The organism is Azospirillum thiophilum (assembly GCF_001305595.1).
GTDB classification, from domain to species: Bacteria; Pseudomonadota; Alphaproteobacteria; order Azospirillales; family Azospirillaceae; genus Azospirillum; species Azospirillum thiophilum.
The window spans coordinates 822,369-849,310 of record NZ_CP012401.1 but is presented as its reverse complement, the minus strand read 5'-3'; the positions used below and the strand labels follow the sequence as shown (position 1 = coordinate 849,310).

The 26,942-nt window shown below is 70.0% G+C and carries 25 protein-coding genes; 14 read left to right on the top strand and 11 right to left on the bottom strand.

Going from position 1 to position 26,942, the window contains the following annotated elements; translation table 11 throughout:
* The first annotated feature begins 36 nt into the window (after positions 1-36).
* Positions 37-1,218 carry a M20 aminoacylase family protein gene (locus tag AL072_RS03835; protein ID WP_045581442.1) on the top strand — a complete coding sequence of 394 codons (1,182 nt, stop codon included), beginning with the start codon at positions 37-39 and terminating at the stop codon, positions 1,216-1,218.
* 7 nt (positions 1,219-1,225) lie between these two features.
* Positions 1,226-1,690 carry a protease complex subunit PrcB family protein gene (locus AL072_RS03830; RefSeq protein ID WP_045581443.1) on the top strand — a complete coding sequence of 155 codons (465 nt, stop codon included), beginning with the start codon at positions 1,226-1,228 and terminating at the stop codon, positions 1,688-1,690.
* 170 nt (positions 1,691-1,860) lie between these two features.
* On the opposite strand, the gene AL072_RS03825 is transcribed toward AL072_RS03830, so the two are convergent.
* On the bottom strand, positions 1,861-3,606 hold the full coding sequence (locus tag AL072_RS03825) for a putative bifunctional diguanylate cyclase/phosphodiesterase (protein WP_045581444.1): 1,746 nt from the start codon (positions 3,604-3,606) through the stop codon (positions 1,861-1,863).
* Positions 3,607-4,125: 519 nt separating this feature from the next.
* Between AL072_RS03825 and AL072_RS03820 the strand changes: the two genes are divergently transcribed.
* The 3 genes from AL072_RS03820 to AL072_RS03810 all read left to right on the top strand — a co-directional run bounded on the left by AL072_RS03820 (position 4,126) and on the right by AL072_RS03810 (position 7,409).
* Positions 4,126-4,965, top strand: coding sequence for a universal stress protein (locus AL072_RS03820; protein WP_045581445.1), 840 nt, complete (start codon positions 4,126-4,128; stop codon positions 4,963-4,965).
* Between the two features lie 419 nt (positions 4,966-5,384).
* The gene (locus tag AL072_RS03815) at positions 5,385-6,305 is read left to right on the top strand and encodes a replication protein RepA (RefSeq protein WP_045581446.1); all 921 of its coding nucleotides are present in this window, start codon (positions 5,385-5,387) and stop codon (positions 6,303-6,305) included.
* A 315-nt stretch (positions 6,306-6,620) separates the two neighbouring features.
* Positions 6,621-7,409 (top strand): sulfite exporter TauE/SafE family protein, encoded by a 789-nt coding sequence (locus tag AL072_RS03810; protein WP_045581447.1) that lies wholly within the window; start codon positions 6,621-6,623, stop codon positions 7,407-7,409.
* 19 nt (positions 7,410-7,428) lie between these two features.
* Here the strand turns inward: AL072_RS03810 and AL072_RS03805 are convergent, their stop codons facing one another.
* Positions 7,429-8,328, bottom strand: a complete 900-nt coding sequence (locus tag AL072_RS03805) for a methyltransferase domain-containing protein (RefSeq protein WP_045581448.1) — start codon at positions 8,326-8,328, stop codon at positions 7,429-7,431.
* On the opposite strand from AL072_RS03805, the gene AL072_RS03800 reads away from it, so the two are divergent.
* From AL072_RS03800 to AL072_RS03785, 4 genes are all read left to right on the top strand, one after another.
* Positions 8,327-8,674, top strand: a complete 348-nt coding sequence (locus AL072_RS03800) for a flagellar biosynthetic protein FliQ (protein WP_245636744.1) — start codon at positions 8,327-8,329, stop codon at positions 8,672-8,674. The genes AL072_RS03805 and AL072_RS03800 overlap by 2 nt on opposite strands.
* Before the next feature lie 25 nt (positions 8,675-8,699).
* Positions 8,700-9,467 (top strand): ComF family protein, encoded by a 768-nt coding sequence (locus tag AL072_RS03795; RefSeq protein ID WP_082108868.1) that lies wholly within the window; start codon positions 8,700-8,702, stop codon positions 9,465-9,467.
* A gap of 118 nt (positions 9,468-9,585) precedes the next feature.
* Positions 9,586-9,849 carry a glutaredoxin 3 gene (gene grxC / locus AL072_RS03790; protein ID WP_045581450.1) on the top strand — a complete coding sequence of 88 codons (264 nt, stop codon included), beginning with the start codon at positions 9,586-9,588 and terminating at the stop codon, positions 9,847-9,849.
* The gene (locus AL072_RS03785; protein ID WP_247877735.1) at positions 9,846-10,706 is read left to right on the top strand and encodes a carbon-nitrogen hydrolase family protein; all 861 of its coding nucleotides are present in this window, start codon (positions 9,846-9,848) and stop codon (positions 10,704-10,706) included. The genes grxC and AL072_RS03785 overlap by 4 nt, the downstream gene beginning before the upstream one ends.
* Before the next feature lie 19 nt (positions 10,707-10,725).
* Here the strand turns inward: AL072_RS03785 and AL072_RS03780 are convergent, their stop codons facing one another.
* The 5 genes from AL072_RS03780 to AL072_RS03760 form a co-directional block, all read right to left on the bottom strand.
* Positions 10,726-11,205, bottom strand: coding sequence for a 3'-5' exonuclease family protein (locus tag AL072_RS03780; RefSeq protein WP_045581451.1), 480 nt, complete (start codon positions 11,203-11,205; stop codon positions 10,726-10,728).
* Positions 11,206-11,212: 7 nt separating this feature from the next.
* The gene (locus tag AL072_RS03775; protein WP_245636743.1) at positions 11,213-13,174 is read right to left on the bottom strand and encodes a DUF294 nucleotidyltransferase-like domain-containing protein; all 1,962 of its coding nucleotides are present in this window, start codon (positions 13,172-13,174) and stop codon (positions 11,213-11,215) included.
* Positions 13,175-13,378: 204 nt separating this feature from the next.
* Positions 13,379-15,088 (bottom strand): cation acetate symporter, encoded by a 1,710-nt coding sequence (locus AL072_RS03770; protein WP_045581452.1) that lies wholly within the window; start codon positions 15,086-15,088, stop codon positions 13,379-13,381.
* On the bottom strand, positions 15,088-15,390 hold the full coding sequence (locus tag AL072_RS03765; RefSeq protein ID WP_045581453.1) for a DUF485 domain-containing protein: 303 nt from the start codon (positions 15,388-15,390) through the stop codon (positions 15,088-15,090). Before AL072_RS03765 ends, AL072_RS03770 begins: the two co-directional genes overlap by 1 nt.
* A 343-nt stretch (positions 15,391-15,733) precedes the next feature.
* Positions 15,734-16,342, bottom strand: a complete 609-nt coding sequence (locus AL072_RS03760; protein WP_045581454.1) for a DUF1178 family protein — start codon at positions 16,340-16,342, stop codon at positions 15,734-15,736.
* Between the two features lie 200 nt (positions 16,343-16,542).
* On the opposite strand from AL072_RS03760, the gene AL072_RS03755 reads away from it, so the two are divergent.
* The gene (locus tag AL072_RS03755; RefSeq protein ID WP_045581455.1) at positions 16,543-17,091 is read left to right on the top strand and encodes a class I SAM-dependent methyltransferase; all 549 of its coding nucleotides are present in this window, start codon (positions 16,543-16,545) and stop codon (positions 17,089-17,091) included.
* Positions 17,092-17,096: 5 nt separating this feature from the next.
* Here AL072_RS03755 and AL072_RS03750 read toward each other — a convergent pair whose 3' ends face one another.
* Entirely contained in the window at positions 17,097-17,693 is a 597-nt protein-coding gene (locus AL072_RS03750) for an RNA methyltransferase (RefSeq protein WP_045581456.1), read from the bottom strand.
* Positions 17,694-17,786: 93 nt separating this feature from the next.
* On the opposite strand from AL072_RS03750, the gene AL072_RS03745 reads away from it, so the two are divergent.
* Together AL072_RS03745 and AL072_RS03740 are read left to right on the top strand one after the other, a co-directional pair.
* Entirely contained in the window at positions 17,787-18,908 is a 1,122-nt protein-coding gene (locus AL072_RS03745) for an asparaginase (protein ID WP_045581457.1), read from the top strand.
* A 100-nt stretch (positions 18,909-19,008) separates the two neighbouring features.
* Positions 19,009-20,247, top strand: a complete 1,239-nt coding sequence (locus AL072_RS03740) for a class I SAM-dependent methyltransferase (RefSeq protein ID WP_045582529.1) — start codon at positions 19,009-19,011, stop codon at positions 20,245-20,247.
* A gap of 186 nt (positions 20,248-20,433) precedes the next feature.
* On the opposite strand, the gene AL072_RS03735 is transcribed toward AL072_RS03740, so the two are convergent.
* Together AL072_RS03735 and clpB are read right to left on the bottom strand one after the other, a co-directional pair.
* Positions 20,434-21,816 carry an aspartate aminotransferase family protein gene (locus AL072_RS03735; RefSeq protein WP_045581458.1) on the bottom strand — a complete coding sequence of 461 codons (1,383 nt, stop codon included), beginning with the start codon at positions 21,814-21,816 and terminating at the stop codon, positions 20,434-20,436.
* 248 nt (positions 21,817-22,064) lie between these two features.
* Positions 22,065-24,668: an ATP-dependent chaperone ClpB gene (clpB, locus tag AL072_RS03730; protein WP_045581459.1), complete on the bottom strand. Its 2,604-nt coding sequence runs from the start codon at positions 24,666-24,668 to the stop codon at positions 22,065-22,067.
* Between the two features lie 313 nt (positions 24,669-24,981).
* Here clpB and AL072_RS03725 point away from each other — a divergent pair, with 313 nt between their 5' ends.
* Together AL072_RS03725 and AL072_RS03720 are read left to right on the top strand one after the other, a co-directional pair.
* Positions 24,982-25,536, top strand: a complete 555-nt coding sequence (locus AL072_RS03725) for an NUDIX domain-containing protein (RefSeq protein ID WP_200909775.1) — start codon at positions 24,982-24,984, stop codon at positions 25,534-25,536.
* Positions 25,537-25,647: 111 nt separating this feature from the next.
* Entirely contained in the window at positions 25,648-26,412 is a 765-nt protein-coding gene (locus tag AL072_RS03720) for an MOSC domain-containing protein (protein WP_045581460.1), read from the top strand.
* Positions 26,413-26,478: 66 nt separating this feature from the next.
* Here AL072_RS03720 and AL072_RS03715 read toward each other — a convergent pair whose 3' ends face one another.
* A complete protein-coding gene (locus AL072_RS03715; protein WP_425388572.1) occupies positions 26,479-26,856 on the bottom strand; it encodes a DUF4167 domain-containing protein in 378 nt (125 codons plus the stop codon).
* Between the last annotated feature and the right edge of the window lie 86 nt (positions 26,857-26,942).

Below are 26,942 nucleotides of genomic sequence, written 5' to 3'. Positions count from 1 at the left end.
TCCGACCAGCGGCCGTTCCAACCAAGCGTCAGAGACATGCCGATCAACACCCGCATCGCCGCCTTCCAGGACGACATGACCGCGTGGCGGCGCGACATCCACGCCCATCCGGAGCTGGGCTTCGAGGAGGACCGCACCGCCGGCATCGTCGCCGCGAAGCTGGCCGAGTTCGGCATCCCGGTGCATCGCGGGCTGGGCAAGACCGGCGTGGTCGGCACGCTGAAGGGGCTGGGCAGCGGCAGCGGCCGGGCCATCGGCCTGCGCGCCGACATGGACGCGCTGCCGATGCCGGAGGCCAACGAGTTCGAGCATGCCTCGCGCCATGCCGGCAAGATGCACGCCTGCGGCCATGACGGGCACACGGCGATGCTGCTGGGCGCCGCCCGCTATCTGGCGGAGACCCGCAACTTCGACGGCACCGTCCACCTCATCTTCCAACCGGCCGAGGAAGGGCTGGGCGGCGCCAAGCGGATGATCGAGGACGGGCTGTTGCAGCAGTTCGACTGCGAGCAGATCTATGGCCTGCACAATTGGCCGGAGCTGCCGGCCGGGCAGATCGCCGTCCATCCCGGCCCGGTGATGGCCGCGGCCAACCAGTTCGAGATCCATGTGACCGGCCATGGCGCCCACGCCGCCATGCCGCACCGCGGCATCGACCCGGTGCTGGTGGCGGCCCACATCATCACCGCGGCGCAGAGCCTGGTCAGCCGCGGTACCAACCCGGCCGAGAGCGCGGTGGTGTCGATCACGGTGGTGGAGGCCGGCACCGCCGCCAACGTCATCCCCGACAGTGCCCGGCTGCTGGGGACCATGCGCACCTTCTCGGAAGAGAACCACCGCCGCATCCAGGAGCAGTTCGCCCGGCTGGTCTCCAGCATCGCCGAGGGGCTGGGCGCCAAGGCCGAACTGCGCTTCCGCCCCGGCTATCCAGCCACGGTCAACAGCGAGCCCGAGGCGCGCATCGCAGCAAGCGCGGCGGCCAAGGTGGTGGGCGAGGACAATGTGGTCTGGGCGCCCGACCCGACCATGGCGGCGGAGGATTTCGGCTATATGCTGAAGGAGCGGCCGGGCGCCTATATCTGGCTCGGCCATGGCGGCCACCGCGGCCCGTCCTGCCGCCTGCACAACCCGCATTACGACTTCAACGACGACATCCTCGCCGTCGGCGCCAGCTATTGGGCGTCGCTGGTCGAGACCATCCTGCCGCGGAGCACCTGACCTTCCCATGACGGTTCCGCCGATGCGCCGCCCGATTCCGCTGTTGTTCGCCGCCCTGCTGCTGCTGGCCGCCTGCCAGGGCGGCGACCGTGCCGACGGCAACCTGCTGCCGGCCCAGGCGGAGGCGGGCAGCGTCTGGCAGGGCGACCGCAGCGCCGCCGCCGAACGCGCCCATGTCGTCGCCCGCGACGCCGCCGAATGGACGGCCCTGTGGGCGCGGGTGGGCGAGCCGGCACCGGGCGTCCTGCCCGGCGGCCGGATGGCGGTCGCGGTGTTCCTCGGGCCGCGCGACACCGCCGGCTATGGCGTCGCCATCGACCGCGTCCAGCAGGCGGGCGCCGAGCTGGTCGTCGGCTATCGCGAGACGGTCCCCGGCCCGGCCCAGGCGGTGGCGCAGAGCCGCACCAGCCCCTATGCCATCCGCCTGCTGCCCAGCGTGGCGGGAACGCCGAAGTTCGTGCGGGGGAAGTGAGGGCGGGGGAAGTAGGGGCGGGGTGCCCCCTCCCCATCCCTCCCCCTCTTCGAGGGAGAGGGGGCAGGATGCTTGTCGGCGTTGCGTGGATGGTGGATGCCGAAGCGGCGGCAGTCCCCTCTCCCGCGGTAGCGGGGGAGGGTTAGGGAGGGGGCAACCCGCGTCCGCCCCTACCGCGGCATCTGCCAGGGCAGGTCGCCGCCCACCAGCCTGGCGGCATCGTCCGGCGACAGCGGGCGGGCGAAATGGTAGCCCTGGCCGTAGTCGCAGGCCAGCGCGCGCAGCAGGTTGGCGTCGGCGCTGGTCTCGATGCCCTCGGCGATGACGTCGAAGCCCAGCAGGCGCGCCAGATCCATGATGATGCGGACGATGGCGCGGTTCTCCTCCGACTGGTGCATCGCCGAGACGAAGGAGCGGTCGACCTTCAGGCTGTCGATCGGCAGCTTGTGCAGGTAGGACAGCGACGAATAGCCGGTGCCGAAATCGTCGATCGACAGCTTGATGCCCAGCGCCCGCAACTCGCGCAGCAGGCGGATCGACTGTTCCGCCTTGTCCATCACCGCGCTTTCCGTCAGCTCCAGCTTGATCCAGGACGGCTCCACCCCGGTCTCGCGCAGGACGTCGCGCACGACCTGGACGAAATTGGGGTCGGACAGCTGGTGCGAGGACAGGTTGACGCTCATGAACAGCGGGGCGGAGCCCGGCTCGCGCTGCTCCTGCCATTCGGCGATCTGCAGGCAGGCCCGGCGCAGGACCCAGGTGCCGAGCGACACCACGAGGCCGGTGCTCTCGGCGATGGGGATGAAGATGCCGGGCGGGATGTTGCCGCGTTCGGGATGGGTCCAGCGCATCAGCGCCTCGAACCCGGCCAGCCCGCCGGTGACCATCTCGACGATCGGCTGGTAGGCGACCCACAAATCGCGGTCGCCGGCCAGCGCGCCGCGCAGGTCATGCTCCATCCGCACCTGCTCGACCACCTGGGAGTGCATCGCCGGATCGAACCAGGCCTGCCGCCCGCCGCCCTGCTCGCGGGCACGGGCGGTGGCGATCTCGGCGTCGCGCAGCACGTCGTCGGGCCGCTCGTGGCTGGGCATCGCCACCGCCACGCCGATGCTGGCCGACAGGAACACGGTGCCGCCGGAGCTGGAGCGGGCCGAGCGAACCACCCCCGCCAGCGCGTCGACGGCGGCCTCCAGGGCGGGACGGTCGCAGGCGCCGCCGGCCAGCAGGGCGAAGGCGTGGTCGCTGACCCGCGCGATCAGGTCGAAGGCCGCGGCCTGCGCCCCCATCCGCTGCGCCAGATCGTCCAGCAGCTCGTTGGCGAAGCCCTGGCCCATGCTGCTGCGGATTTCGGCGAAGCGGTCGATGTCGAGGATGACCAGGGTGAACGGCTCGCCCATGTTGCGGTAGTCCGCCATGTGCTTCAGCAGCATCAGGCGGTTGGCGAGCCCGGTCACCGGATCGTAGTAGGCGAGGCGGAAGAGGTCGTCCTGCACCTGCCGGCGCTCGGTCATGTCCTGCAGGATGACGAAATAGCCGGTGACGGCGCCGTCGGCCGTCCGGTGCGGGGCATGCATCCGCATCAGGTAGCGCTGCTGGCCGTCGGCCTGGGTGATCCAGCCTTCGGTCTGCACCGTCTCGCCGGACAGCGCGCGTTCGGCCATCGCCGTCGTGCTGCGCAGCAGCTCGGGCCCCAGATGCTCGCCGATGGTGGTGCCGACCGCCTTGTCCAGCGTCGTCCCCATCATCTCCAGATAGGCGCGGTTGGCGTAGATGTGCCGCCGCTGCGGGTCCAGCAGCGCCACCTTCACCGTCATGGCGTCAAGAATCTGACGCAGGGCGTCGAGCCCCGGAGCGCCGGAAGCGGCACCCGACAACACGTCGGCCAGCGCGGAGATGCGGGGATCAATACTCATGGCGAGGAAAGACGGGATTACCCAACAGGAAATCGATATCCAACACTTACGCGAAATGTCGGGCATACGTCAAAACCAAAGCCGCGCCCGGGCAACAGAGCTTGGTCGTTTCTACAGGCGGCGTGTCGAGGACGCATTGGCATAACATAGTATTCACGCAAGTCCGGGTTGCATTTCCATACGGATACCGATCCAAAATTTCGTCTCGTCGTCCGCGCAGGAGCGGATTGTTCACGTTTCCCGTCACCGCATTGCATGCAGACGCAGCTTCCTGGGATTGTATGCTTTGGCAATTGTCCGCCACCGGGTCGTCGGTGTGCAGTGCAGGAACGCGATGGCGGCATGGCTGTACCCTGTATTCAAAGGGATTGCGCAACCGCAAGAGGATTTATACTGCCAAGGAAAGTGGGGATGTCGCTCCGTCAGGTGCCGTCCCGCCCATCATCGCCCGCTGCCGTCTTGGCACAGCCATCGCGCGCGACGATGGAAGCAATCACAACTCTGGGCAGGATGCACGCCATGGCACTCAAGGACTTTCTGGTGGTCGTCGACGATATGCCCGCCTCTGCGGCCCGTCTCGACCTCGCGGCCCGTCTCGCGGCACGGACGGATGCCCACCTGACTGCGCTCTATGCCTTCACCGACATCGCCTTTCCCGGCTATATCGAGGCGGAGTTCCCGCAGGAGTTGCGAGAGAGCCGCCGACAGGCCCGCAAGGACCAGACCGCCCTCATGGCGGCATCCTTCGACGACGCCATGCGCCGCCACGGCCTGACCGACCGGTCGGAATGGCTGGAGGTGGAGGGGGATCCGACCATCGCCGCCGCCGTGCGCGGCCGCTATGCCGACCTGATCGTGGTGGGCCAGCCCGATCCCGACCGCGACCGCGACCAGCCCGTCGCCCAGCCGGCCGACCTGCTGTTCGAAAGCGGCCGCCCGCTGCTGGTGGTTCCCTATGCCGGCCGCTTCGCCACCATCGGCGAACGGATCCTGGTGGGCTGGAACGGCAGCCGCGAGGCGGCGCGCGCCATCGGCGACGCCATGCCGCTGCTGGCCGCGGCCAAGCGCGTCGTGGTGATGGCGGCCAATCCGAAGCCCGGGCCCAACGGCCTGGGCGACGAGCCCTGCGCCGACATCGCCCGCCACCTGTCCCGCCACGGCTGCCGCGTCGAGGCGACCCATGTCGCCACCGATGTGGTGGAGCCCGGCGACACCCTGCTGAACATGGTCGCCGACGAGAGCTGCGACCTGCTGGTGATGGGCGCCTACGGCCGCTCCCGCTTCCGCGAGCTGGTGCTGGGCGGGATGACCCGCTTCATGATGCAGCACATGACGGTTCCGGTGCTGATGAGCCACTGAGGCGCCCGGCGGGGGCCGGGGGCGGGCGTGGGGTCAGGCGACCGCACCGGAAGCATGCCGGCTTCGATGCCCCCTCCCTAACCCTCCCCCGCTCACGCGGGAGAGGGAACTCCGCCGCTTCGACGATCACCCCCCCTCCCCCCGGTTCCTGCGAAACGCCGCCGGAACGTCGTCGAGTCGCCCGATTCCGCCCGTGGGGAAAAGCGACCGCGCCCCGTCATCCACCGCCGCCCCCTTGGGGACAAGCGGCGGATCAGTGGGGACAAGCGGCGCGACTCGGGCTTTCCCCATGGGGACAAGCGGCGACTCTACTAATAAGCCTGACAACTAAGCGTCGACTAGCCCGGTCGCCTAACCCCACATTGACTCCGCCGCCCGCCGGTCACCAGGATGCCCCAACATCCGGGTGGGAGGCGGCGATGGGCGACATCCACAGGCTGGTGATCGAACATGGGCGGGACAAGGCGCGCGCCCTGGTCCGTCCCGAGGAGCGGACGCTGGTCGACATCGCCGCCGACATCCTGGCGGACGAGAAACAGCATCTCGGCATCACCTACAGCGGCTTCTGCCTGACCAGCCTGCCGCACAAGAAGCTGGCCGACGACGCCCCCTGGGAAAAGCGCGGCCATCAGGTGACGCTGCTGGTCGAACCCGGCCGGCTGAAGGTGAACGGCAAGGTCAAGCTGTTCGGCGTGCCCTATGGCGCGCGGGCGCGGATGATCCTGATCTATCTGCAGACCCAGGCGGTGCGCACCGGCCGTCGCGAGGTCGAGCTCGGCCGCTCGATGCGCGACTGGCTGACCCGCATGGGCATCAGCGTCGGCGGCGAGACCTTCCGCGGCTTCCGCGAGCAGTCGCTGCGCATCTCCGCCTGCACGCTGAAATTCTTCTGGGACGGCGAGAATGCCGACGTGTTCGAGAAGGGCGGCATCGTCAAGCGCGGCCTGATCTTCCACGACGATCTCGGCGACGACCGCCAGGGCACGCTGTGGAACGACGTGGTCCAACTGGACGAAACCTTCTTCCAGGCCCTGCGCGACCATCCGGTCCCGCTGCTGGAGGAGGCGGTGCGGCAGCTGAAGGACCGTTCGCTCAGCCTCGACCTCTATGTCTGGCTGGCCTACCGGCTGCATTCGCTGAGCCGGCCGCAGCCGATCTCATGGCCGTCGCTCTATGCCCAGTTCGGCGCCGGCTACGACCAGATGAAGCATTTCAAGCCGCGCTTCGTCCAGGCCCTGCAATATGCGCTGGCGGCCTATCCCGACGCCAAGGTCGAACCGGCCGACGACGGCGTCGTCCTCCACCCCAGCCGCCCGCCGATCGCCCGCCTGCTGGCGTGAGGGCGTGGGGGCGCCGTGGAGGCGTGGGGTTAAGCGACCGGGATGGAGAGGCAGCGGCTGACGGTGCCCCCTCCCTAACCCTCCCCCGCTCACGCGGGAGAGGGAACTCCGCCGCTTCGTCGCATAGCCTCACACCGACAAGCATCCTACCCCCTCCACCGCGAAGCGGGGGAGGGTTGGGGAGGGGGCATCCGTCAGCCGGCATGTTTCCGCCGCGGTCGCTTTTCCCCACACCTCCGCCATTGACGCACGTCATGGGACGGTACCGCGATCCGCCGCTAGGATCGGCCTGTTCGCGAAACGGAGAGACCCGCCTTGGACGCCCTGTCGCTGCTGGATGCCGGACTGAACCAGTGCGCCGTGGTCATCGACCGCGACGGCGGGCTGCTGCTGGCGCTGCTGACCGCCGGGCTGGTCGGCGGCACCACCCATTGCGCCGGCATGTGCGGCCCCTTCGTGCTGGCCCAGGTGTCGGCGCGGCTGGAGCGGGTGCCGCTGTCGGCGATGTCGGAATTCCGCCGGCTGACCGGCGCCGCCGTGCTGCCCTACCATGCCGGCCGGGCGAGCAGCTATGCGCTGATCGGCGCGCTGTCGGCCTCGGTCGCCGGCCATGTCGGGGCGCTGCCGGGGCTGCGCTGGCTGTCGGTGGCGCTGCTGGCGCTGGCGGCGCTGTTCTTCCTCGGCTATGCCCTGCGCAGCCTGACCTCCTGGTTGCCGAAACTGCCCGTCTTCGGCCGGCCGGGGCAGCGGTTGGGGCAGCGGTCGGGCGGCTGGTGGGGGGAGCGTGTGTCGCGGCTCGCCCGGCCGCTGTTCGGCAACCCGACCGGCTGGCGCGGCTATGGGCTGGGGATGGCGCTGGGATTCATCCCCTGCGGGATGCTCTATGGCGCCGTCGCGGTGGCGGCGGCGAGCGGCAGCGCGCTGAGCGGGGCGCTCGGCATGGCCGCCTTCGCGCTGGGCACGGTGCCGAGCCTGCTGGCGGTGGGGCTCGCCGGCCATGTCGCCGGGCGCACCTGGCGGACCGCGGTCGCCCGTGCCGCCCCGGCGGTCATGCTGGTGAACGCCGGGGTGCTGGGCTGGATGGCCTGGAAGCTGGTTGCGTAAACCAGGCACTCGGCTGGTTTCAATGGATACCGCCGCCCTTCAGCGCGTCGCCGAGCGGAACCTGCCCGCTGCCGGGCTTCAGCGGCTGCTGCTGGCTTTCGTGCGGCGACCAGCCGGCCAGATACAGCACCTCGAAAGTCACCGGAATCCGCCCGTCCGGCTCGGCATAGAGCTCGGCATAGCGCCGGGCGGCGTCGAACAGCAGGCCGCGGGTGGCCGGCACCTTGCGCCGCGCCAGCACGGCGTTGGTCTCGCCCATGCCGCGCAGCTCGCGCATCAGGGCGAAGGCGTCCGAATAGGTGACGGTGATGACGTCGCTGTCGACCACCGGCAGGGCGAAGCCGGCCCGTTGCAGCAACCCACCGGCATCCTTGATCTCGGCGAAGGGCGACACCCGGGGGGAGACGCCGCCGGCGACATCCATCTCCGCCTCGTAGAGGCAGCGGCGCAGCTCGTTCAGCGTCTGGCCGCCCAGCATTGCCGCGCAGAAGAAGCCGTCGGGCTTCAGTGCCTGCCGGATCTGCACCAGCGCGCCCGGCAGGTCGTTGACCCAGTGCAGGCTGAGATTGCTGACCGCCAGATCGAAGCTGCCGGGGGCGAAGGGCAGGAACTCCTCGTCGGCGGCGATCGCGACGGTGCCCCGGCCACCGGCGGCGCGGGCGAAGGCCGGCGACAGGTCGCAGGCGACCAGCCGCTCGATGCCCTTGCGGCCCGTGAGCGCCCTGCCCATCGCCCCGTCGTGGCAGCCGACGTCCAGCGCCAGCGGGAAGGGACGGATCACGTCCTCCAGCCGGTCGGCCAGCCGGTCGGCGATCTCCTCGAACAGGAAGGAATGGTCGGTGAATTCGGCGACGGCGCGGTCGCGGCGGCGGCGGACCAGCGCGCGGTCGAAGACGGTCATGCTGTCGGGGCTTGTCATGGCCGCACTATACCCCAGCCCGGCCGGGCGGCAACCGTGCTACAACATGCAGGTTTCTCCAGATCGGGACCGCGACCGCATGGGCATCGACGAGGCCATCGCCGTCAGCCACGAAGCGCTGATGGTCATCCTGAAGATCTCGCTGCCGCCGCTGGGCATCACCGCCCTGCTGTCGGCGGTGCTGATGCTGTTCCAGAGCGCCACCAACATCAACGAATCCTCGCTGCAGCAGGACACCAAGTTCTTCGCCACGCTGCTGATCCTGTTCGTCACCGGCCCGGCGATCTATCTGGCCCTGCGCGACTACACCGGCATCATCTTCGAACGCATCGCCATGCTGCAGTGACGAAAGCCGGACGCGAGCCGCAGCCATGCCGATTCCCTCCTCTCTCGCCGCCCCGCTGGCCGGACTGGGCCGTTCCGCCGCCGGTGCGGCCACCCTGCTGCTGAACGCGCTGCTGCCGCCGCGCTGCCTCAGCTGCGGCGAGGGGGTGGACCGGCAAGGCGGCCTGTGCGCGCGCTGCTGGACCGGCCTGACCTTCATCGCCGCGCCGCTGTGCGCCTGCTGCGGCCTGCCCTTCGAGTATGAAGCGGAGCAGGGCAGCCTGTGCGCCTCCTGCCTCGCCGATCCGCCGCCCTTCGCCCGCGCCCGCGCCGTGCTGGCCTATGACGACGGCAGCCGGCCGCTGCTGCTGAGCTTCAAGCATGGCGACCGCATCCACGCCGCCAAATCCTACGGCGTCTGGCTCGCCCGCGCCGGGCGGGAGCTGCTGGAGGACGCCGACCGGCTGGCGCCGGTGCCGCTGCACCGCGGCCGGCTGTTCCGCCGCCGCTACAACCAGGCGGCGCTGCTGGCCCAGGCCCTGTCGCGGCACTGCGGCGTTCCCGCCCTGCCGGACCTGCTGCAACGCCACCGTGCCACCCCGACCCAGGGCGGGCTCGACCGGCAGGACCGCCACCGCAACGTCAGGGGCGCCTTCCGCCTGCGCCCCGGCCTGTCGGTGACCGGGCAGCGGCTGGTCCTGGTCGACGACGTGCTGACCACCGGGGCCACCCTGGCCGAATGCGCGCGTGTGCTGCTGCGCGCCGGGGCGGCGCAGGTCGACGTGCTGACGCTGGCCCGCGTGGTGCGCCGCTGACCGCTGGAAAGGCCGGCTTAGGGGAAGGGCTGACCGGTGCCGGGTGCAGGGTGCAACGTCTGGCGCGTCCGATGGGTTGACCCTATAGTCCTTCCATCTCCAACGGGAGCCCACAGGCATGGCCGACGTCGTCATCTACACCACGCCCTTCTGCCCCTACTGCATGCGGGCCAAGAGCCTGCTCGACGGCAAGGGCGTGACATACGAGGAAATCGACCTCTACGCCCAGCCGGGCCGCCGCAGCGAGATGATCGAGCGGTCGGAGGGCCGGACCACCGTCCCGCAGATCTTCATCGACGGCCGGCCCTATGGCGGCAGCGACGACATCCACGCGCTCGACCGCGCCGGCAAGCTCGACCCGCTGCTCGGGATCGCTGCATGACAGGCGCCGGCATGAGCGGAGAAGGCGGTATCGTGAAGGCCGCCTGCGTCCAGGTGAATGCCGGCACCGAGCTGGAGCCGAACCTGCGGGCGGCGGGCGATCTCGTCCGCCGTGCCCGCGATGCCGGGACGGAGTTCATCGCCCTGCCGGAGAATGTCGGCTGGATCGTCCAGGGCCGCGACCGGACCATGGAGCGCATCCGCACCGAGGCCGAGCATCCCGGCATCCCCTTCTTCGCCGATCTGGCGCGGGAAACCGGGGCCTGGATCCTGGGCGGCACCCTGCATGTGCTGCTGGAGGACGGGCGGGCGGCCAACCGCAGTTACCTGTTCGGCGCCGACGGCCGGATCGCCGCGTCCTACGACAAGATCCACATGTTCGACGTCACGCTGAAGGACGGCGAATCCTACCGCGAATCGGCGACCTTCCGGCCGGGCGAGCGGGCGGTGGTGGCGGCCAGCCCGTGGGGCGGCATCGGCATGACCGTCTGCTACGACGTGCGCTTCGCCTATCTGTACCGGGCGCTGGCCCAGGCCGGGGCGTCGATCCTGACGGTGCCGGCCGCCTTCACCGTGCCGACCGGCCGCGCCCACTGGCACACGCTGCTGCGCGCCCGCGCCATCGAGACCGGCTGTTTCGTCGTCGCCCCGGCCCAGACCGGCAGCCACGACAAGGGCCGCCAGACCTACGGCCATTCCCTGCTGATCGCGCCGTGGGGCGAGGTGCTGGCCGATGCCGGTACCGATGTCGGATTCGTCACAGCCGAGCTCGACCTCGCCCGCGTGGCGGAGGCCCGCGCCATGGTGCCGTCCCTCACCCACGACCGCACCGTCGGGGTGGAGCGGCTGGGCTTCTGAGCGGTCTCCTCCCGCTTCGTCAGCGGCTGTCCTGTGTCAGCCGCAGCCACGCCATTGCCGCGGCCAGCGCGATGCCGAAGGCGCCGTCGGGCTGCACCGGCAGGTCGAGGTCGCGGACCATGCTGTCCAGCCGCAAATCGACCGCCTGCTTCGACAGGCTGCGGATCTTGCGGTCGTAGTAGAGGCTGGACACCTCGACCCGCTCGTCGGACAGCGGACGGCCGGTCAGCCGCTCCGCCATGGCGACGGAGAAATCCAGGTAATAGCCGATCAGCGGCCGGTCGCCGATGAAGGCGTGCAGGCGGTCGCCGGCCTCCGCCATGCCGGTGTCGCTGCCGGGATAGAGCCGCAGCGCGCTGCCGGCCAGGATGCGCGGGCCGCGGATGCGGATGGCGGCGAAGGACAGCGGCCGGGCCGCCTCCTGATCGAAGCCGGTGGCCTCGCAATGGATCGCCACCCGCTCCCTGCGGTCGGCGTGGGTGTGGTCGGAATGAGCCATGTCCGCCTCAATGGTTCAGGCGGAAATGGTGGGCGATCAGCTCCTTGAAGCTCTTCACCAGGGCCAGGCAGTCGTTGAACTGGTCGCGGTCGAGCTTGCCCAGCCGGTCCGGGTGGACGAGGTTGTCGATCGCAAGCTCGGCTCCCTCTTCGTCGGGCGCCTCCTTGTCCGGCAGGTCGACGCGCGCCTTCAGGCGGATGGTCGACAGGATGGCGAAGGCCTCGATCAGGTCGGCGGCCATCTTGCGGTCGAGCGCCCCCAGCTCGGCCAGCACCTGGATGCGCTCCACCGTGTTGGTCTCCGTCCGGTGCTTCTCCAGCGCCAGCGCGCGGACGCCGTGGACGATGGGGAAGATGCCGGCCTTCTTGATGTCCACCGGCTCCGCCCGGCGCCGCTCGAACAAGGCGGCGAACAGGCCGCTCGGCGTGTCGAAGGACAGGGTCGGCCGGGCGAACTGGCTGAAGAACATCTGGTTGTCCTGCAGCCGGCCCAGCAGATAGGCCTTGGCGTCGGCCAGCAGCGCGGGATCGCCGGCCACCGGGGCGGCGTCGTAGAAGATGGCGAGGTTCATCTGCGCCGCCTCGTCCGGGCGGTGGATCCAGCCGAAGATCGCATCCTTGTAGCCGGCGAGCGGCCGGGTCCAGTCCGGGTTCGACAGCATGATGTTGCCGGGGCAGGGCGGATAGCCGAACGCGACCAGATGGCGGGTGAATTCGGCGGCGATGGCGGGCAGGTCGGCGCAGGTGAAGCCGTCGCGCAGGATCAGGCCGTTGTCCTGGTCGGTCTTCAGCAGCTGTTCGCCGCGCCCCTCGCTGCCCATCACGATCAGGCAGGAATTGGCCAGCAGCTCGGGCGGGGCCAGCAGCTCGAACAGCTTGCGGAAGATGCGGCGGTTCAGCTCGGTCACGAGGTCGGCGATGAAGGCGACCTTGACCCCGGTGGCGTGCAGCGTGCGGATCAGCTCGACGATCGAGCGGCTGGCCCGGCCGAGGTCGGCCGGGTCAGTCGCATGCTCCACCTGCACCCCGATGACCTGGGAATGGTTGGACAGCACCGCCAGCAGGTCGCTCTGCCCCAGCAGCCCGACGATGGCCCCGTTCTCCGTCACCACGACGCGGCGCACCGCATGGCGGGTCATCAGCACCAGCGCGTTGAACAGCAGGTCGTCGCGCTCCAGCGTCAGCAGCCCGTAGCGGGCGAGCGGCCCGACCGGATCGCTCACCGGCCGGCCGTCCAGCACCACGAGGTCGCGCAGGTCGGTGCCGGTCAGGATGCCGGTGCGCCCGTCGCCGCCGCGCACCAGCACGCTGCTGGCGCGGTTGCGCTTCATCGCCTCGGCCGCCTCGCGCAGGCTTGCCGCCGCGTCGACGAACAGCGGCGGGTGCAGGTGGGCCTGCCGGATGCGGGCCATGGTCAGCGCCGCCATCTCGCGGTGGGAGCGCTCCACCGCCAGATCGCGCATGCGCTGCGCGAACCCGCCCAGGATCGCGGCGCCGAACTCCGGATTGTCGGCGGCCAGCGCCTCCAGTGCCGCACGCGGGATCAGGTGGCAGACGCACTCGTCGGCCGCGACGAAGCGGCGGGCGGCGGTGCCCTCGGCATCGGCATCGCCTCCCGCCTTGCCTCCCGCCCTGCCGTAAAGCGCTTGCAGCCCGAAGCGGTCGCCCGGCCCATGCACCGCCGCCACCTCGCCGCCGCGGCGTTCCTGCACCGATCCGCGCAGCACGACGAACAGCGAGTCGACCGGCTCCTCCCGGCACAGGACGACGGCGTCGCGCGGGTAGAGCGCGATGTCGAGCGCGCCGGCCAGCATCGCCCGCTGGTCGGCCGTCAGGCGGTCGAAGGGCGGCCGGCCGAAATCGAAGGCGCCCGGCCCGGATGGGCCGTGACCGGAAGTGCCCTGGCCGGAAGGGGCGGTCGGCATCGCATGCTGCACGGGGCGGGCTCCGTCGTCGAAAAGGCGGGGCATGAAAAAAGCGCCCCGGGACTGCTCCCGAGGCGCTTTCCAGGATACACCCGCCGGGCAGGCTGCCGGAAGCGGGTGCGACAATCGGCGATGCGGACCATTCGCCGCATGGCCTGCGGCAGGGCTGAGAAGGGGGGAGGGGCGCGGTGCGAGACGCAGCCCCTCCCTTCCGCCTCGCGTTGCCCGCCCTTGTCAGTGGGCCTTTTGTCAGTGGGCGGACGCCCCCTCGGCACCCAGGCCGGTCTGCGACCGGATATACTGGGCCTCGAAGGCGCGGCGCTCCTTCTGCGCCTGCTCGCTGTTGTCGGTGATCGAGAAGAACCAGATACCGGCGAAGGACAGCAGGATCGAGAACAGGCCCGGGTTGTCGTACGGGAAGATCGCGGTCGGGTTGCCCAGCACGGCCTTCCACACGGTCGGACCGAGCACCAGCAGGACGATCGCCGAGACCAGCCCCAGGCCGCCGCCCAGCACCGCGCCGCGGGTGGTCATCTTGCCCCAGAACATCGACATCAGCAGGATCGGGAAGTTGGCCGAGGCGGCGATGACGAAGGCCAGACCGACCATGAAGGCGACGTTCTGGTTCTCGAAGGCGACGCCCAGCACGATCGAGACGATGCCGATGACGACGGTGGTGATCTTCGACACGCGGATTTCGTCGGCCTCGTTGGCGCGGCCCTTGGCGAAGACCGAGGCGTAGAGGTCATGGGAGACCGCCGAGGCGCCGGCCAGCGTCAGGCCGGCGACCACCGCCAGGATGGTGGCGAAGGCGACCGCCGAGATGAAGCCGTAGAACAGGTCGCCGCCGACCGCATGGGCGGTGTGGATGGCCGCCATGTTGGTGCCGCCGATGACGTTGGCGATCACCGCCTTGGCGCCGGCCAGCGGGGCCGCGGTCAGGAACGGATAGGCGCCGGTGGCGTCGGGGGCCAGGATCATCAGGATGGCGCCGAAGCCGATGATGAAGGTCAGGATGTAGAAGTAGCCGATGAAGCCGGTGGCGTAGAAGACCGACTTGCGGGCTTCCTTGGCGTCAGACACCGTGAAGAAGCGCATCAGGATGTGCGGCAGGCCGGCGGTGCCGAACATCAGCGCCATGCCCAGCGAGATTGCCGAGACAGGGTCGGAGACCAGCGTGCCGGGCGACATGATCGCCAGACCCTTCGGGTGCAGCTCGACCGCGGCCTTGAACATCGCCTCGGGGCTGAAGCCGAACCTGGCGAGGATCATGAAGGCCATGAAGGAGGCGCCGGACAGCAGCATCACCGCCTTGATGATCTGCACCCAGGTCGTCGCCAGCATGCCGCCGAAGGTGACGTAGCCGATCATCAGCACGCCGACGAGGATGACGGCGACCAGATAGTCCAGACCGAACAGCAGCTGGATCAGCTTGCCGGCGCCGACCATCTGGGCGATCAGGTAGAAGGTGACGGTCGCCAGCGAGCCGCAGGCCGACAGGGTGCGGATCGGCGTCTGCTGGAAGCGGTAGGAGGCGACGTCGGCGAAGGTGTATTTGCCGAGGTTGCGCAGCCGCTCCGCGATCAGGAACAGCACGATCGGCCAGCCGACCAGCCAGCCCACCGAATAGATCAGCCCGTCGAAGCCCGACGCGTAGACGAGGCCGGCGATGCCGAGGAAGGAGGCCGCCGACATGTAGTCGCCGGCGATGGCCAGCCCGTTCTGGAAGCCGGTGATGCCGCCGCCGGCAGCGTAGAAGTCCTTGGCCGACTTGGTGCGGCGGGCGGCCCAGAAGGTGATGCCCAGCGTGAGCAGCACGAAGATCAGGAACATGATGATGGCGGACCAGTTCGTCGCCTGCTTCTGCACGGCGCCGCCGATGGCGTCGGCATAGCCGCAGGCGGGAACCAGCACGCCGGCCGCGGCTGCTGCTGCGGTGAGACGGGTGGTGGCGCGCATCACTTCGATTCCTCCAGGATCTGGCGGTTCAGCTCGTCGAATTCGCCGTTCGCCCGGTTGACGTAGATCCCGGTCAGGATGAAGGCGGACACGATGGTGAAGACGCCGACGGGAATGCCCCAGGTCGTGACACCGGAGCCGATCGGCGTGCCCAGGAAGCCCTTCCCGAACGCCACCAGCAGAATGAAACCGAAATAGATGACGAGCATGGCGATCGACAAAGTCCAGGCGAAGGCGGAGCGCTTCGCCACCAGCTCCTGGAACTTTGGATTGTTTACAATCCGTTGTGCATTTTGACTCATGTGCGTCCCCCTCATCGAGTGCCGGCGATTGTGCGACGGTCTTTGAGACACTCGGGAATTTGCCGTCCGGGCGATCGCGTCCGGGTTTTCACCTGGATATTCGTACGCCCTTGACCTGCCCAATTGTTTGATACAGATCATTGTTTGACGCACCCCCTACCTTGGTCGGTGGGGCGGGCGCCGGCAGGGCCGGGGCGCTTGAAAAACCAAGCGCAGGCAAGGCTGTAGCCGCAGACGTGAAAGGCGCACCCGTTTCCGGGCGCGCCTTGTAAACCGTCAGCTTTTCAAATGGTTTCTTCTGGAATCGAAAGAGCCGCCGGCCGGTCCGGGACGGGCGGGGCCCTTAGGAATCGCTGCGCGGAATCCAGGGGATGCGGTGAAATGTCACACCCTCTTCGTGGAGTTCGGCGACGTCCTCGTCCGACGCCTCGCCATAGATGCCGCGCGGATCGGTCTCGCCGTAATGGATGCGCCGCGCCTCCTCGGCGAAGCGGTCGCCGACATAGTCGCAGTTCTTCTCGACGCTGCGCCGCACCTCGGTCAGTTGCCGCATCACCTCGGCCACCGCCTCGCGCTGGGCGTCGTTCAGGCTGGGCGGCAGCGCCGCCACCATGTCCGCCGCGCTGGGCAGCGGGACGGGCGCCGGGATCGGCACCGGCAGGGTGGCGGGAGCGGCGGCAGGGCCGGAGGCAGGGGCAGGGGCTGCTGACGGCGCGGCCTGCGTCGGCGGCGCGTCGGCGGCGGCCGCTTCGGCCTGCTCGCGGGCGCGGTCGGCCGCCTTGGCGACGCCCTTGGCGATGCGGGGGGCCATCGGCGCCTTGCCGACGACGGTGTCGCCGCAGATCGGGCAGGCGATCTGGTGCGCCGCCGCCTGCTCGTCATAGGCGGCGCCGTTGCGGAACCACGCCTCGAACCGGTGGTCGGCCGAGCATCTCAACGCGAAGAGGATCATATCCCCACAAGCCCCAACTTACCCGCAGCAGGAAAACCAGCCCCGGCACGCCGATCCGGGTTGCGGCACGACTCGGGGGAACCACCTAATTCAGCACGGCGGGGCCGCGCCGTCAAACGCCGCAAGGCCGCGGCTTCCGGCGACGCCTGTGATATCGTCCCCCGGCCGCCACCGGAAAGCCCCGAACGGGAAGCCCGACCATGCCGACTCCGCATCCCCTGTCGCCGCCCTCGCCCTGGGTGGAGCGTTTCGCCCCGCTGGTCCGCGCCGGCGGCGGCGTGCTCGACCTCGCCTGCGGCGGCGGCCGGCATCTGCGGCTGTTCCGGTCGCGCGGCCATCCCGTCACCGGCATCGACCGCGACCTCGGCGGCGTCGCCGACCTGGAAGGGAGCGCGGGTGTCGCCCTGCTGCAGGCCGACCTGGAGGGCGGGCCGCTGGACAGCCTGCCGGGCGGCGGTGGCTTCGCCGGGATCGTCGTCACCAACTACCTGCACCGGCCGCTCTTCCCCGCCATCCTGGCGGCGCTGGAGCCGGGCGGGCTGCTGATCTACGAAACCTTCGCCGACGGCAACGCCCGCTTCGGCCGGCCGTCCTCCCCCGATTTCCTGCTGCGGCCGGGCGAGCTGCTGGAGGCGGTGCGCGGCACCCTCCAGGTGGTGGCCTTCGAGCAGGGGGAGGTGGCGGTGCCCAAGCCCGCCGTGGTGCAGCGCCTCTGTGCCGTTGCCGGACAGGAGCCCCTGCGGATCTGAACCGCTTACTCGTCGCTGTCGTCCGGATCGATGGCGGCCACCGGCTTCTGTTCGCCGCGGATGCGGCGGCGGCGCTCGGCCTTGCGCATGATCTGCTTGCCGTGCTTGTGCAGGGCCGGCGGCTCCAGCGGGCCGCCGGGACGGACCGGCCGTTCGGCGAAACGGCCCATCGAGATCATCCGGTCATACATCACCAGCGCCCCGGCGACGCCGACATTGATGCAGAAGGACATCGGGATCTTCACCACATGGTCGCAGCGCGCCAGCAGGGCGGGCGACAGGCTGTCGCGCTCCGGCCCCAGCACATAGGCGGCGCGCGACGGGTGGCGGAAGCTGGGAAGCTCGACCGCGTCGTCGGTCAGCTCGACCCCGACCAGCGCGCAGTCCTTGGGCAGGGTGAAGTCGGCGACCCGGTCATGGATGTAGAGCGGCAGGTGCAGCGTCGCGCCGGAGGTGTCGACCAGCTTCGTCTCGCGCAGGTCCGGTTCCGCATCGATGGCGAAGAAGAAGGAGGCGCCGAAGGCATGGGCGGTGCGCATCAGGTTGCCGACATTGCCGGGCTTGCTGATCCGCTCCACCCCGATTCCGAAATAACCGCGCATGAAGAACCCGCAACTTTGAAGGTGAGGATGAAGATCGTCGGATGACCGGGCGGGAGCTTGCCGCCGCCGCCCGTCCGAGGCAAGCTCGCCGCCATGAGCACAGACCATACCCATGACCATTCGTCCTGCGGCGGCGGTGGGGACCACCACCATCACGGCCACCCCCATGCTCCGGGAGCGGAGGGCCGCGCCGACCTCTCCGGCCCGGCGGAAAGCCCGATCACGGTGGAGGTGACGCGCGGCAGCCTGGTGGAATCGCTGCACCGCGCCCGCGCCTGCATCGTCGATGCCGGCGGCCATGTGCTGGCCAGCTGGGGCGACATCGACGCGCCGGTCTACCCGCGCTCCGCCATCAAGTCGCTGCAGGCGATCCCGCTGGTCGAAAGCGGCGCGCTCGACGCCTTCGGGCTGGGCGACGAGGAGCTGGCGCTGGCCTGCGCCTCCCACAATGGCGAGGCGCAGCATACCGAACTGGTGCGCGCCTGGGCCGAGCGGGTCGGGCTGACGCCGGACGATTACGAATGCGGCGCGCAGATCCCCTATGATGCCGCGACCGCCGCGGATCTGGTCCGCCGCGGCGAGGCGCCGACCGTCTTCCATAACAATTGCTCCGGCAAGCACAGCGGCTTCCTGACCACGGCGAAGCACCGGCGCGAGCGGCTGAAGGGCTATGTCCGCTACGAGCATCCGGTGCAGCAGCGCATCCTCGGCGTGATGGAGCAGATGACCGGGCAGAACCTGTTCGGCGCGCCCTGGGGCGTCGACGGCTGCTCGATCCCGACCGTCGGCATCCCGCTGGGCGCCATCGCCTATGCCATGGCCCGCATCGCCGACCCGGTCGACCTGCCGGACGCGCGGGCGCAGGCCGTCACCCGCATCGCCGCCGCCTGGGGCCGGCACCCGTTCCTGATCGGCGGCAGCGGAACCTTCGACACCGCGCTGATGGAGGCGGCCGAGGGGGCCGTGCTGGTCAAGGGCGGGGCCGAGGGGGTCGGCTGCGCCGTGATCCCGGAACAGGGCATCGGTATCGCGCTGAAGATCGAGGACGGCGCCGCCCGTGCCCGCGAGGTGGCGCTGGCCGCCCTGATCCGCTCGACCGGGGCGCTGAGCGAGGCGCAATGGGCGCGGGTGCCGAATCTGCTGGCCGCGCCGCTGCTGAACCGTGCCGGCGCCAGGGTGGGCGAGGTGCGGCCGGCGGCGGGCTGGCCGGGCTGAAGCGCCGGCGGGACCGCCATCGCAACCGCCATCGCATGGGTGCAGGCGGGACGGGCGCGGTGCTATGGTCGCCGCGCCCGTTCCTTATGAGCTGCCGACCATGAGCATCGACGACCTGCGTGCCCAGTACGAAGCCTATCCCTACCCGGCGCGCAATCCGGCCGACGAGGGCAAGCGCCTGATCACCGGCTCGCCCAGCCATCTGGACGAGCTGGTCCAGCATGTCTTCGGCGGCCGGATCGATCATGCCAGGCCGCTGCGCGTGCTGGTGGCCGGCGGCGGCACCGGGGACGGCACCATCATGCTGGCCCAGCAGATGGCCGATGCCGGCAATCCGGGGCGCATCGCCTATATCGACCTGTCCGACGCCAGCCGCGCCGTCGCCGAGGCGCGGGCCGGGGCGCGCGGCCTGACCAACATCGACTTTCAACGGGGCTCGCTGCTGGAGCTGGACGGGCTGGTGGCCGAGGCCGGGCCGTTCGACTACATCGACTGCTGCGGCGTGCTGCACCATCTGGACGACCCGGCGGCCGGCCTGCGCTCGCTGGCCGCGGCGCTGGCGCCCGGCGGCGGCATCGGCATCATGGTCTACGCTCCCCATGGCCGAACCGGCGTCTATCCGATGCAGGAGGCGCTGCGCGGCATGACCGACGGGCTGCCGCCGGCCGAGAAGGTGGCGCTGGCCCGTCGGCTGATCCAGGCGCTGCCGCCGACCAACTGGCTGCTGAACAACCCGCACATCGGCGACCACCGGCTGGCCGACGCCAATCTCTACGACCTGCTGCTGCACAGCTGCGACCGGCCCTACAGCGTGCCGCAGCTGGCGGAGCTGGCGGAGAGCGCCGGGCTCGCCGTCGCGACGCTGATCGACCCGCTGCGCTACGAGCCGTCGCTGTGGATCAAGGACGCCCGCGTCCTGAAGCGGCTGGAGGGGATGGGGCCGCTGGAGCGTGCCGCCTGGACCGAGCGCATCACCGGCGCCTTCACCAAGCACATCGCCTATCTGCTGCGCCCGGCCGATCTGGCGGGCGCCCGCATCGCGCCGGACGCGCCGGAGGTGGTTCCGGTGCTGCGCGACCTCGACGGCGCGGTCGTGGCGAAGAGCGTGCCGCCGGGCGGCAGCCTGGAATTCGACCTGATGGGCAGCGTCGTGGCCCTGCCGCTGCCCCGGCTGGCCGGCCCGATCCTGGCGCGGATCGACGGCAAGACCAGCCTCGGCGCCCTGCATGCCGCCATCGAGCCGACGGCGAAGGTGAGCTGGGACCAGTTCCTCGCCCAGTTCCGCCAGCTGTTCGACGCGCTGGGCGGGCTGGGCAAGATGCATCTGCGGCGGGGGTGAATCCCTTCCCCCCGCCCATCCCCCTCTCCCCCCGGGGAGAGGGCCGGGGTGAGGGGGGCACGCTGCATGGCTCACGGGACAATCGGACGCGCGGGTTCCTGGAATAAGTCACGCCATGCGTCCCCCTCACCCTAACCCTCTCCCCGGGGGGGAGAGGGGATCTCAAGGGGGGAGAGGGTGTTGCTCTTACCCGCGCAGCACCGGGACCGCGGCGTCGAGCGCCTTGGTCAGGCGGTCGAAGGTCTCGTGGACTTCCGCCTCGGTGATCACCAGCGGCGGGCACAGCGCGATCGAATCGCCCATGGCGCGGACGATCAGGCCGTTGTCCTGGGTCAGGCCGTTGACCACCGCACCGGCGCGGCCGACCGGGTCGAACGGGGTCTTGGTCGCCTTGTCGGCCACCAGCTCCACAGCGCCGATCAGGCCGATGCCGCGGGCCTCGCCGACCAGCGGATGCTCGGCCAGCGCCTTCAGCCGGCTCTGGAAGGCCGGGGCGATCGAGCGGACATGGCCGACGATGTCGCGCTCCTCGTAGATCTTCAGCGTCTCCAGCGCCACCGCCGCCGCCACCGGATGGGCGGAATAGGTGTAGCCGTGGCCGAAGGTGCCGATCTTCCTGCTCTCCTCGACGCAGGCGCGATAGACCGCGTCCGACACCATCACGGCGGAGATCGGCAGATAGCCGGACGACAGCTGCTTGGCGCAGGTCAGGATGTCCGGCTGCATGCCCATGGTCTGGCTGCCCCAGAAATTGCCGGTGCGGCCGAAACCGCAGATCACCTCGTCGGCGACCAGCAGGATGTCGTATTTCTTCAACACCGGCTGGATCTTGGCGAAGTAGGTCGCGGGCGGGACCACGACGCCGCCGGCGCCCATCACCGGCTCGGCGAACATGGCGGCGATGGTGTCCGGCCCCTCTGCCAGGATCAGCGCCTCCAGCTGCTCGGCCAGCCGGGTGGCGAAGGCCTCCTCGCTCTCGCCCTCATGGGCGTTGCGGTAATGGTGCGGGCAGTCGCCATGGATGATCCGGGCGATCGGCAGGTCGAAGTCGCGGTGGTTGTTGGGCAGGCCGGTCAGGCTGGCGGTCGCCACCGTCACGCCGTGATAGGCGCGTTGGCGCGAGAGGATCTTCTTCTTCTCCGGCCGGCCAAGCGCGTTGCTGTAGTACCAGATCAGCTTGATCGCGGTGTCGTTGGCTTCCGACCCGGAATTGGCGAAGAACACCTTGGACATCGGCACCGGCGCCAGCCCAATCAGCCTTTCCGCCAGATCGATTCCCGGCTCGTGCGACTTGTGGCCGAAGATGTGGTAGCTGGACAGCTGCCGCATCTGCTTGGCCGCCGCCTGCACCAGCCGCTCCTCACCCCAGCCGAGCGAGACGCACCACAGGCTCGCCATGCCCTCGATGTAGTCCTTGCCGCCATCGTCGAAGACGTGCACGCCCTCGCCGCGCTCGATGATCAGCGGCCCCTGCGTCTCGTGGGCATGCAGGTTGGTGTAGGGATGGAGGACGAAGGCCTTGTCGCGGCTGGCGGCGGAGTTGCCGACGGTGCTGCCCGGAGCGGTCATGGAGAGGGTCTTCCTGTTCGGTCTTGTCGGGTTCGCACCCCCCGGCCGCCCCTCGGGGTCCGCCGGGAGGTGTTCGATTTGTTAAACACCGAGGCCGATCATACGCACAGTTCGGCGGCCCGACAAACCCGTATCTAACTCATCAGAGCCATGCGCCGGCGGGCACCGTCCGCCCTCTCCCGCCGGAACGCAAAAGGCCCTCCCCCGTGGTGGGGGGAGGGCCTTGCGGCGTCAAAGCCGTCCTGTCGTCAGCCCTTGCGGACCAGCCCGCCCACCGGCTGGCCGTCGATGGTCAGCGATCCGCCTTCCGCCCCGACCGTCACGGTCTGGCCGTCCTTGATCCGGCCCTCCAGGATCAGGGTCGCCATCGGGTTCTGCAACTCGCGCTGGATCACCCGCTTCAGCGGGCGGGCGCCATAGACCGGGTCGTAGCCGGCCTCCGCCAGCCAGTGGGTCGCCGCCTCGTCCACCGTCAGCGTGATCTCGCGGTCGGCCAGCATCTTCGTCAGGCGGGCGAGCTGGATCTTGACGATGCCGCCCATGTGCCGGCGGTCGAGCCGGTGGAACAGCAGGATCTCGTCCAGCCGGTTGAGGAATTCCGGCCGGAAATGGGCGCGGACGGCCTCCATCACCTCCTCGCGCACGGCGCCGCTGTCCTCGCCCTCCGGCTGTTCGGCCAGCGCCTGCGAGCCGAGGTTGGAGGTCATGATGATGACGACGTTGCGGAAGTCGACCGTGCGGCCCTGGCCGTCGGTCAGCCGGCCGTCGTCCAGCACCTGGAGCAGCACGTTGAAGACGTCGGGATGCGCCTTCTCCACCTCGTCGAACAGCACGACCTGATAGGGCCGGCGGCGCACCGCCTCGGTCAGCGCCCCGCCTTCCTCATAGCCGACATAGCCCGGCGGTGCGCCGATCATGCGGGCGACGGAGTGCTTCTCCATATATTCCGACATGTCGAGCCGGACCATGGCGGTCTCGTCGTCGAACAGGAACTCGGCGAGCGCCTTGGTCAGCTCGGTCTTGCCGACGCCGGTCGGCCCCAGGAACAGGAAGGAGCCGATCGGGCGGTTGGGATCCTGCAAGCCGGCGCGCGCCCGGCGCACGGCATTGGACACCGCGACGATGGCCTCGTCCTGGCCGATGACCCGGCCGCGCAGCTTGTCCTCCATCGCCAGCAGCTTCTCGCGCTCGCCGGCCAGCATCTTGTCGACCGGAACGCCGGTCCAGCGGCTGACCACCGCGGCGATGTCGCTGTCGCGCACCTCCTCGTTCAGCATGCGGCTGCTGGCATGCTCCTCGGCGTCTTTCAGCGCCTTTTCCAGGCCGGGGATGACGCCGTAGGCCAGCTCGCCCGCCCGGCCCCAATTGCCGTCGCGCTGCGCGGTCTCCAGCTCGGTGCGGGCCTTCTCCAGATCCTCCTTGATCTTCTGCGCGCCCTGGAGCTGGTCCTTCTCGGCCTGCCACTTGGCGGTCAGCTCGGCCGACTCCTGCTCCAGGTCGGACAGCTCGCGCTCCAGGGCGACCAGGCGGTCGCGCGAGGCCTGATCGGACTCGCGCTTCAGCGCCTCGCGCTCGATCTTCAGCTGGATGATGCGGCGGTCGAGCTCGTCGATGGCCTCCGGCTTGCTGTCCACCGCCATGCGCAGGCGGCTCGCCGCCTCGTCGATCAGGTCGATGGCCTTGTCGGGCAGGAAGCGGTCGGTGATGTAGCGGTTGGACAGGGTCGCGGCCGAGACGATGGCGCTGTCGGTGATGCGCACGCCGTGATGGACCTCGTAGCGCTCCTTCAGGCCGCGCAGGATCGAGATGGTGTCCTCCACCGTCGGCTCCGACACGAAGACCGGCTGGAAGCGCCGGGCCAGCGCCGCGTCCTTCTCGATGTATTTGCGGAACTCGTCCAGCGTGGTGGCGCCGACGCAATGCAGCTCGCCGCGCGCCAGCGCGGGCTTGAGCATGTTGGAGGCGTCCATGGCGCCGTCGGACTTGCCGGCGCCGACCAGCGTGTGCAGCTCGTCGATGAAGACGACGATCTCGCCGGCCGCGGCCTGGATTTCCGACAGCACGGCCTTCAGCCGCTCCTCGAACTCGCCGCGATACTTGGCGCCCGCGACCATGGCGGACAGGTCGAGCGACAGCAGCTGCTTGTTCTTCAGCCCTTCCGGCACGTCGCCCTTGACGATGCGCTGGGCCAGCCCCTCGACGATGGCGGTCTTGCCGACGCCGGGTTCGCCGATCAGGACGGGATTGTTCTTGGTGCGCCGCGCCAGCACCTGGATGGTGCGGCGGATCTCCTCGTCGCGGCCGATCACGGGGTCGAGCTTGCCGTCGCGCGCCGCGGCGGTCAGGTCGCGGGCGTATTTCTTCAGCGCGTCATAGCCCTGCTCGGCGCTGGCGCTGTCGGCGGTGCGGCCCTTGCGGATGTCGTTGATCGCGGTGTTCAGCGCCTGCGGCGTCAGGCCGGCGGACTTGAGCGCCTTGCCGGACGGGCTGCCGTCGGCCATCGCCAGCGCCAGCAGGATGCGTTCGGCGGTGACGAAGCTGTCGCCGGCCTTCTCGGACACCTTCTCCGCCTGTTCGAACACGCGCGAGAGTTCGGGCGTCAGGTAGAGCTGGCCGGCGCCGCTGCCCTCGACCTTCGGCAGCTTGTCCAGCTCGGCGTCGACCGCCGACAGCGCCGCCTGCGGGTCGCCGCCCGCCGCCCGGATCAGGTTGGCGGCGAGGCCCTCCTTGTCGTCCAGCAGGGTCTTCAGCAGATGCTCGGGCGTCAGGCGCTGGTGCCCGCGGCGCACGGCCAGGGTCTGCGCCGCCTGCACGAATCCGCGGCTGCGCTCGGTGTATTTCTCGAAATCCATGATGCTTCCCCCATCTCCGCCGACCGTCCGCGAGGCAGCCCGGTCGACTTGATCCACATGACAGTGCGATCCGCAAGGATGCTGCCGGAGATGTAGGCAGGGCTTGAGGCCATGCAAGACCATTGGACAAGACCATCGGCGCGGAAAGGGTATCGGGCAGGAAACTCCAACGCGCCTCCCTCCGCCGGAGCGCCTAGGACTGGGAAAAAGGGGTAGGGCGCGGCCAGCCGATTGCCCCCTATCCGGTCCCCGTGGGCCGCGGCTAGACTGCCGGCCGACCGACCATATAGCGGCCGCCGCCCCGGATTCCCTCATGACCGACATCGCCACCAGGTCCCGCACCGATGCCGAGCCCGACGCCGAGCCCGACGCCCGGCCGGTTCCCCGGACCATGCTGGCCCGGCTGCTGCGGCTCGCCTGGCTTCTGCGCGGGGCGTGGCACCGGGTGGCGCGGCCGCTGACCATGGGGGTGCGGGCGATCGTCGTCGACCGGTCCGACCCGGCCGGGCCGCGCGTCCTGCTGATCCGGCACAGCTATGTCGAAGGCTGGCATCTGCCGGGCGGCGGCGTCGGCCGGGGGGAAACGCTGGCCGACGCGGCGATGCGCGAGCTGCGGGAGGAGGCGGGGCTGGTCGCCGACCGTCCCGCCCAGCCGCTTGGCATCTATGCCCGCTTCCGCAACGGCGCCAGCGACCATGTGGCGGTCTTCGTCATGACGGGCTGGCGCGGGGCCGTGAAACCCGACGGGGTGGAGATCCTGGAGGCGCGCTTCTTCCCGCTCGACCGGCTGCCGGCGGGGCTGTCGCCGGCCACCGGGCGGCGGCTGGAGGAATTTCTCGGGCGGCGGCCCATCGCCGAACGCTGGTAGCGGCACCAGATCAATCGGCGGAGCGGAGCCTGCCTTGCCGAAGCCGCAGCATGAAAAACAGGCACCGCATCGGTTGACAGGGATGCTCCGCCCCTCTCATTGTGCAGTGCAATGGAAACCACACTCGCCGCCATCCGCCGCTATCCCGTCAAGGGCATGAGCGGCCAGGACCTTCCCGCCACCGATCTGACCGCCGGGCAGGCCATCCCGCTCGACCGCCGCTATGGGCTGCTGCATGGCCCGGCCGCGCTGGATGCCGAGACGGAGGGCTGGCGCCTGCCGTCGGACTTCTTCACGCTCGACCGCAGCGAAAGGCTGGCGGCCCTGCAGACCGAGTTCGACGAGGAGACGCGGGCTCTGGTGGTGCGGCGCGGTGGCAGGCAGGTGTCGCGCGGCCGGCTGGACCAGCCGATGGGGCGCACCCTGCTGGAGCAGTTCTTCGCCGCCTATCTGGCCGGGATCGTCCCCGGCATGCCCCGGCTGGTCGAGGCGACGCACGGCGCCTTCGGCGATTGCGAGGAACCGTCGGTCACCCTGCTGAACCTCGCCAGCCTGCGCGACGTTGAGGAGCGGATCGCCAAGCAGCCGGTCGACCCGCGCCGCCTGCGCGCCAACCTGCTGCTGGACGGCCTCGACCCGTGGGCGGAGCGCGGCTGGATCGGCCGTAAGCTGAGTGTGGGCGGTGCGGTGCTGGAGGTGGTGGAGGCGCTGGACTGCACGCCCGGCAACGATGTCAACCCGGACAGCGGCGTCGCCGACCTCAGCCTGCCGACGATCATGGACCGCGGCTATGGCCACAGCCAGATCCTGCTGCGCGCCCGCGTCACCGGCGGCGGCCGGATCGCGGTGGGCGACCCGGTCACGCCGTTGGACTGATCGCCGTCGGACTGAGTGCCGAAGCGGCCGGAGGCCTGGGGTCAGGCCCTGGCCTCAGGCTCAAAATCAGGCGTTGACGGCCGCCCGTTCCTCGCCGTCGGTCTCGTCCTCGGACTCGTCGTCGTCGCCGGACAGCGACGAGCCTTGCGGCTGGTGGCCGTGGCCGTTGACGGGCTGGCCGCCGCGCTGGCGGTTTTCCGATTCCTGGATCTGGTTGATGATGCGGAGGTAATGTTCCGCATGCTGCAGGTAGTTTTCCGCCTGCACCCGGTCGCCGGACGACATCGCATCGCGGGCCAGAGCCTGATATTTCTCCTGCACCTGCCACGCGTTGCCGCGGATGCGGACGTCGGGGCCGTTGCTGTCGAAGGTCTGGTGACGCAGCGGAACATTCTGGCGCCGGCCGGCACCGCCGCCCCCACCGCCGCCGCCGCCACTGCTCACGCCGCCGCTGCTGCTGCCACGACCACGCGAACGCCTGGAGTTCGGTCCCTGTCTCATTCGGCTCTTAAGGCCCCATGCAAGAGAAG

Excerpts from the sequence above, each read along its gene's own strand:
- AL072_RS03835 (WP_045581442.1), top strand. The coding sequence starts at position 37 with ATGCCGATCAACACCCGCATCGCCGCCTTCCAGGACGACATGACCGCG.
- AL072_RS03830 (WP_045581443.1), top strand. The coding sequence starts at position 1,226 with ATGACGGTTCCGCCGATGCGCCGCCCGATTCCGCTGTTGTTCGCCGCC.
- AL072_RS03825 (WP_045581444.1), bottom strand. The coding sequence starts at position 3,606 with ATGAGTATTGATCCCCGCATCTCCGCGCTGGCCGACGTGTTGTCGGGT.
- AL072_RS03820 (WP_045581445.1), top strand. The coding sequence starts at position 4,126 with ATGGCACTCAAGGACTTTCTGGTGGTCGTCGACGATATGCCCGCCTCT.
- AL072_RS03815 (WP_045581446.1), top strand. The coding sequence starts at position 5,385 with ATGGGCGACATCCACAGGCTGGTGATCGAACATGGGCGGGACAAGGCG.
- AL072_RS03800 (WP_245636744.1), top strand. The coding sequence starts at position 8,327 with ATGGCCGCACTATACCCCAGCCCGGCCGGGCGGCAACCGTGCTACAAC.
- AL072_RS03805 (WP_045581448.1), bottom strand. The coding sequence starts at position 8,328 with ATGACAAGCCCCGACAGCATGACCGTCTTCGACCGCGCGCTGGTCCGC.
- AL072_RS03795 (WP_082108868.1), top strand. The coding sequence starts at position 8,700 with ATGCCGATTCCCTCCTCTCTCGCCGCCCCGCTGGCCGGACTGGGCCGT.
- grxC (WP_045581450.1), top strand. The coding sequence starts at position 9,586 with ATGGCCGACGTCGTCATCTACACCACGCCCTTCTGCCCCTACTGCATG.
- AL072_RS03785 (WP_247877735.1), top strand. The coding sequence starts at position 9,846 with ATGACAGGCGCCGGCATGAGCGGAGAAGGCGGTATCGTGAAGGCCGCC.
- AL072_RS03780 (WP_045581451.1), bottom strand. The coding sequence starts at position 11,205 with ATGGCTCATTCCGACCACACCCACGCCGACCGCAGGGAGCGGGTGGCG.
- AL072_RS03775 (WP_245636743.1), bottom strand. The coding sequence starts at position 13,174 with ATGCCCCGCCTTTTCGACGACGGAGCCCGCCCCGTGCAGCATGCGATG.
- AL072_RS03770 (WP_045581452.1), bottom strand. The coding sequence starts at position 15,088 with ATGCGCGCCACCACCCGTCTCACCGCAGCAGCAGCCGCGGCCGGCGTG.
- AL072_RS03765 (WP_045581453.1), bottom strand. The coding sequence starts at position 15,390 with ATGAGTCAAAATGCACAACGGATTGTAAACAATCCAAAGTTCCAGGAG.
- AL072_RS03760 (WP_045581454.1), bottom strand. The coding sequence starts at position 16,342 with ATGATCCTCTTCGCGTTGAGATGCTCGGCCGACCACCGGTTCGAGGCG.
- AL072_RS03755 (WP_045581455.1), top strand. The coding sequence starts at position 16,543 with ATGCCGACTCCGCATCCCCTGTCGCCGCCCTCGCCCTGGGTGGAGCGT.
- AL072_RS03750 (WP_045581456.1), bottom strand. The coding sequence starts at position 17,693 with ATGCGCGGTTATTTCGGAATCGGGGTGGAGCGGATCAGCAAGCCCGGC.
- AL072_RS03745 (WP_045581457.1), top strand. The coding sequence starts at position 17,787 with ATGAGCACAGACCATACCCATGACCATTCGTCCTGCGGCGGCGGTGGG.
- AL072_RS03740 (WP_045582529.1), top strand. The coding sequence starts at position 19,009 with ATGAGCATCGACGACCTGCGTGCCCAGTACGAAGCCTATCCCTACCCG.
- AL072_RS03735 (WP_045581458.1), bottom strand. The coding sequence starts at position 21,816 with ATGACCGCTCCGGGCAGCACCGTCGGCAACTCCGCCGCCAGCCGCGAC.
- clpB (WP_045581459.1), bottom strand. The coding sequence starts at position 24,668 with ATGGATTTCGAGAAATACACCGAGCGCAGCCGCGGATTCGTGCAGGCG.
- AL072_RS03725 (WP_200909775.1), top strand. The coding sequence starts at position 24,982 with ATGACCGACATCGCCACCAGGTCCCGCACCGATGCCGAGCCCGACGCC.
- AL072_RS03720 (WP_045581460.1), top strand. The coding sequence starts at position 25,648 with ATGGAAACCACACTCGCCGCCATCCGCCGCTATCCCGTCAAGGGCATG.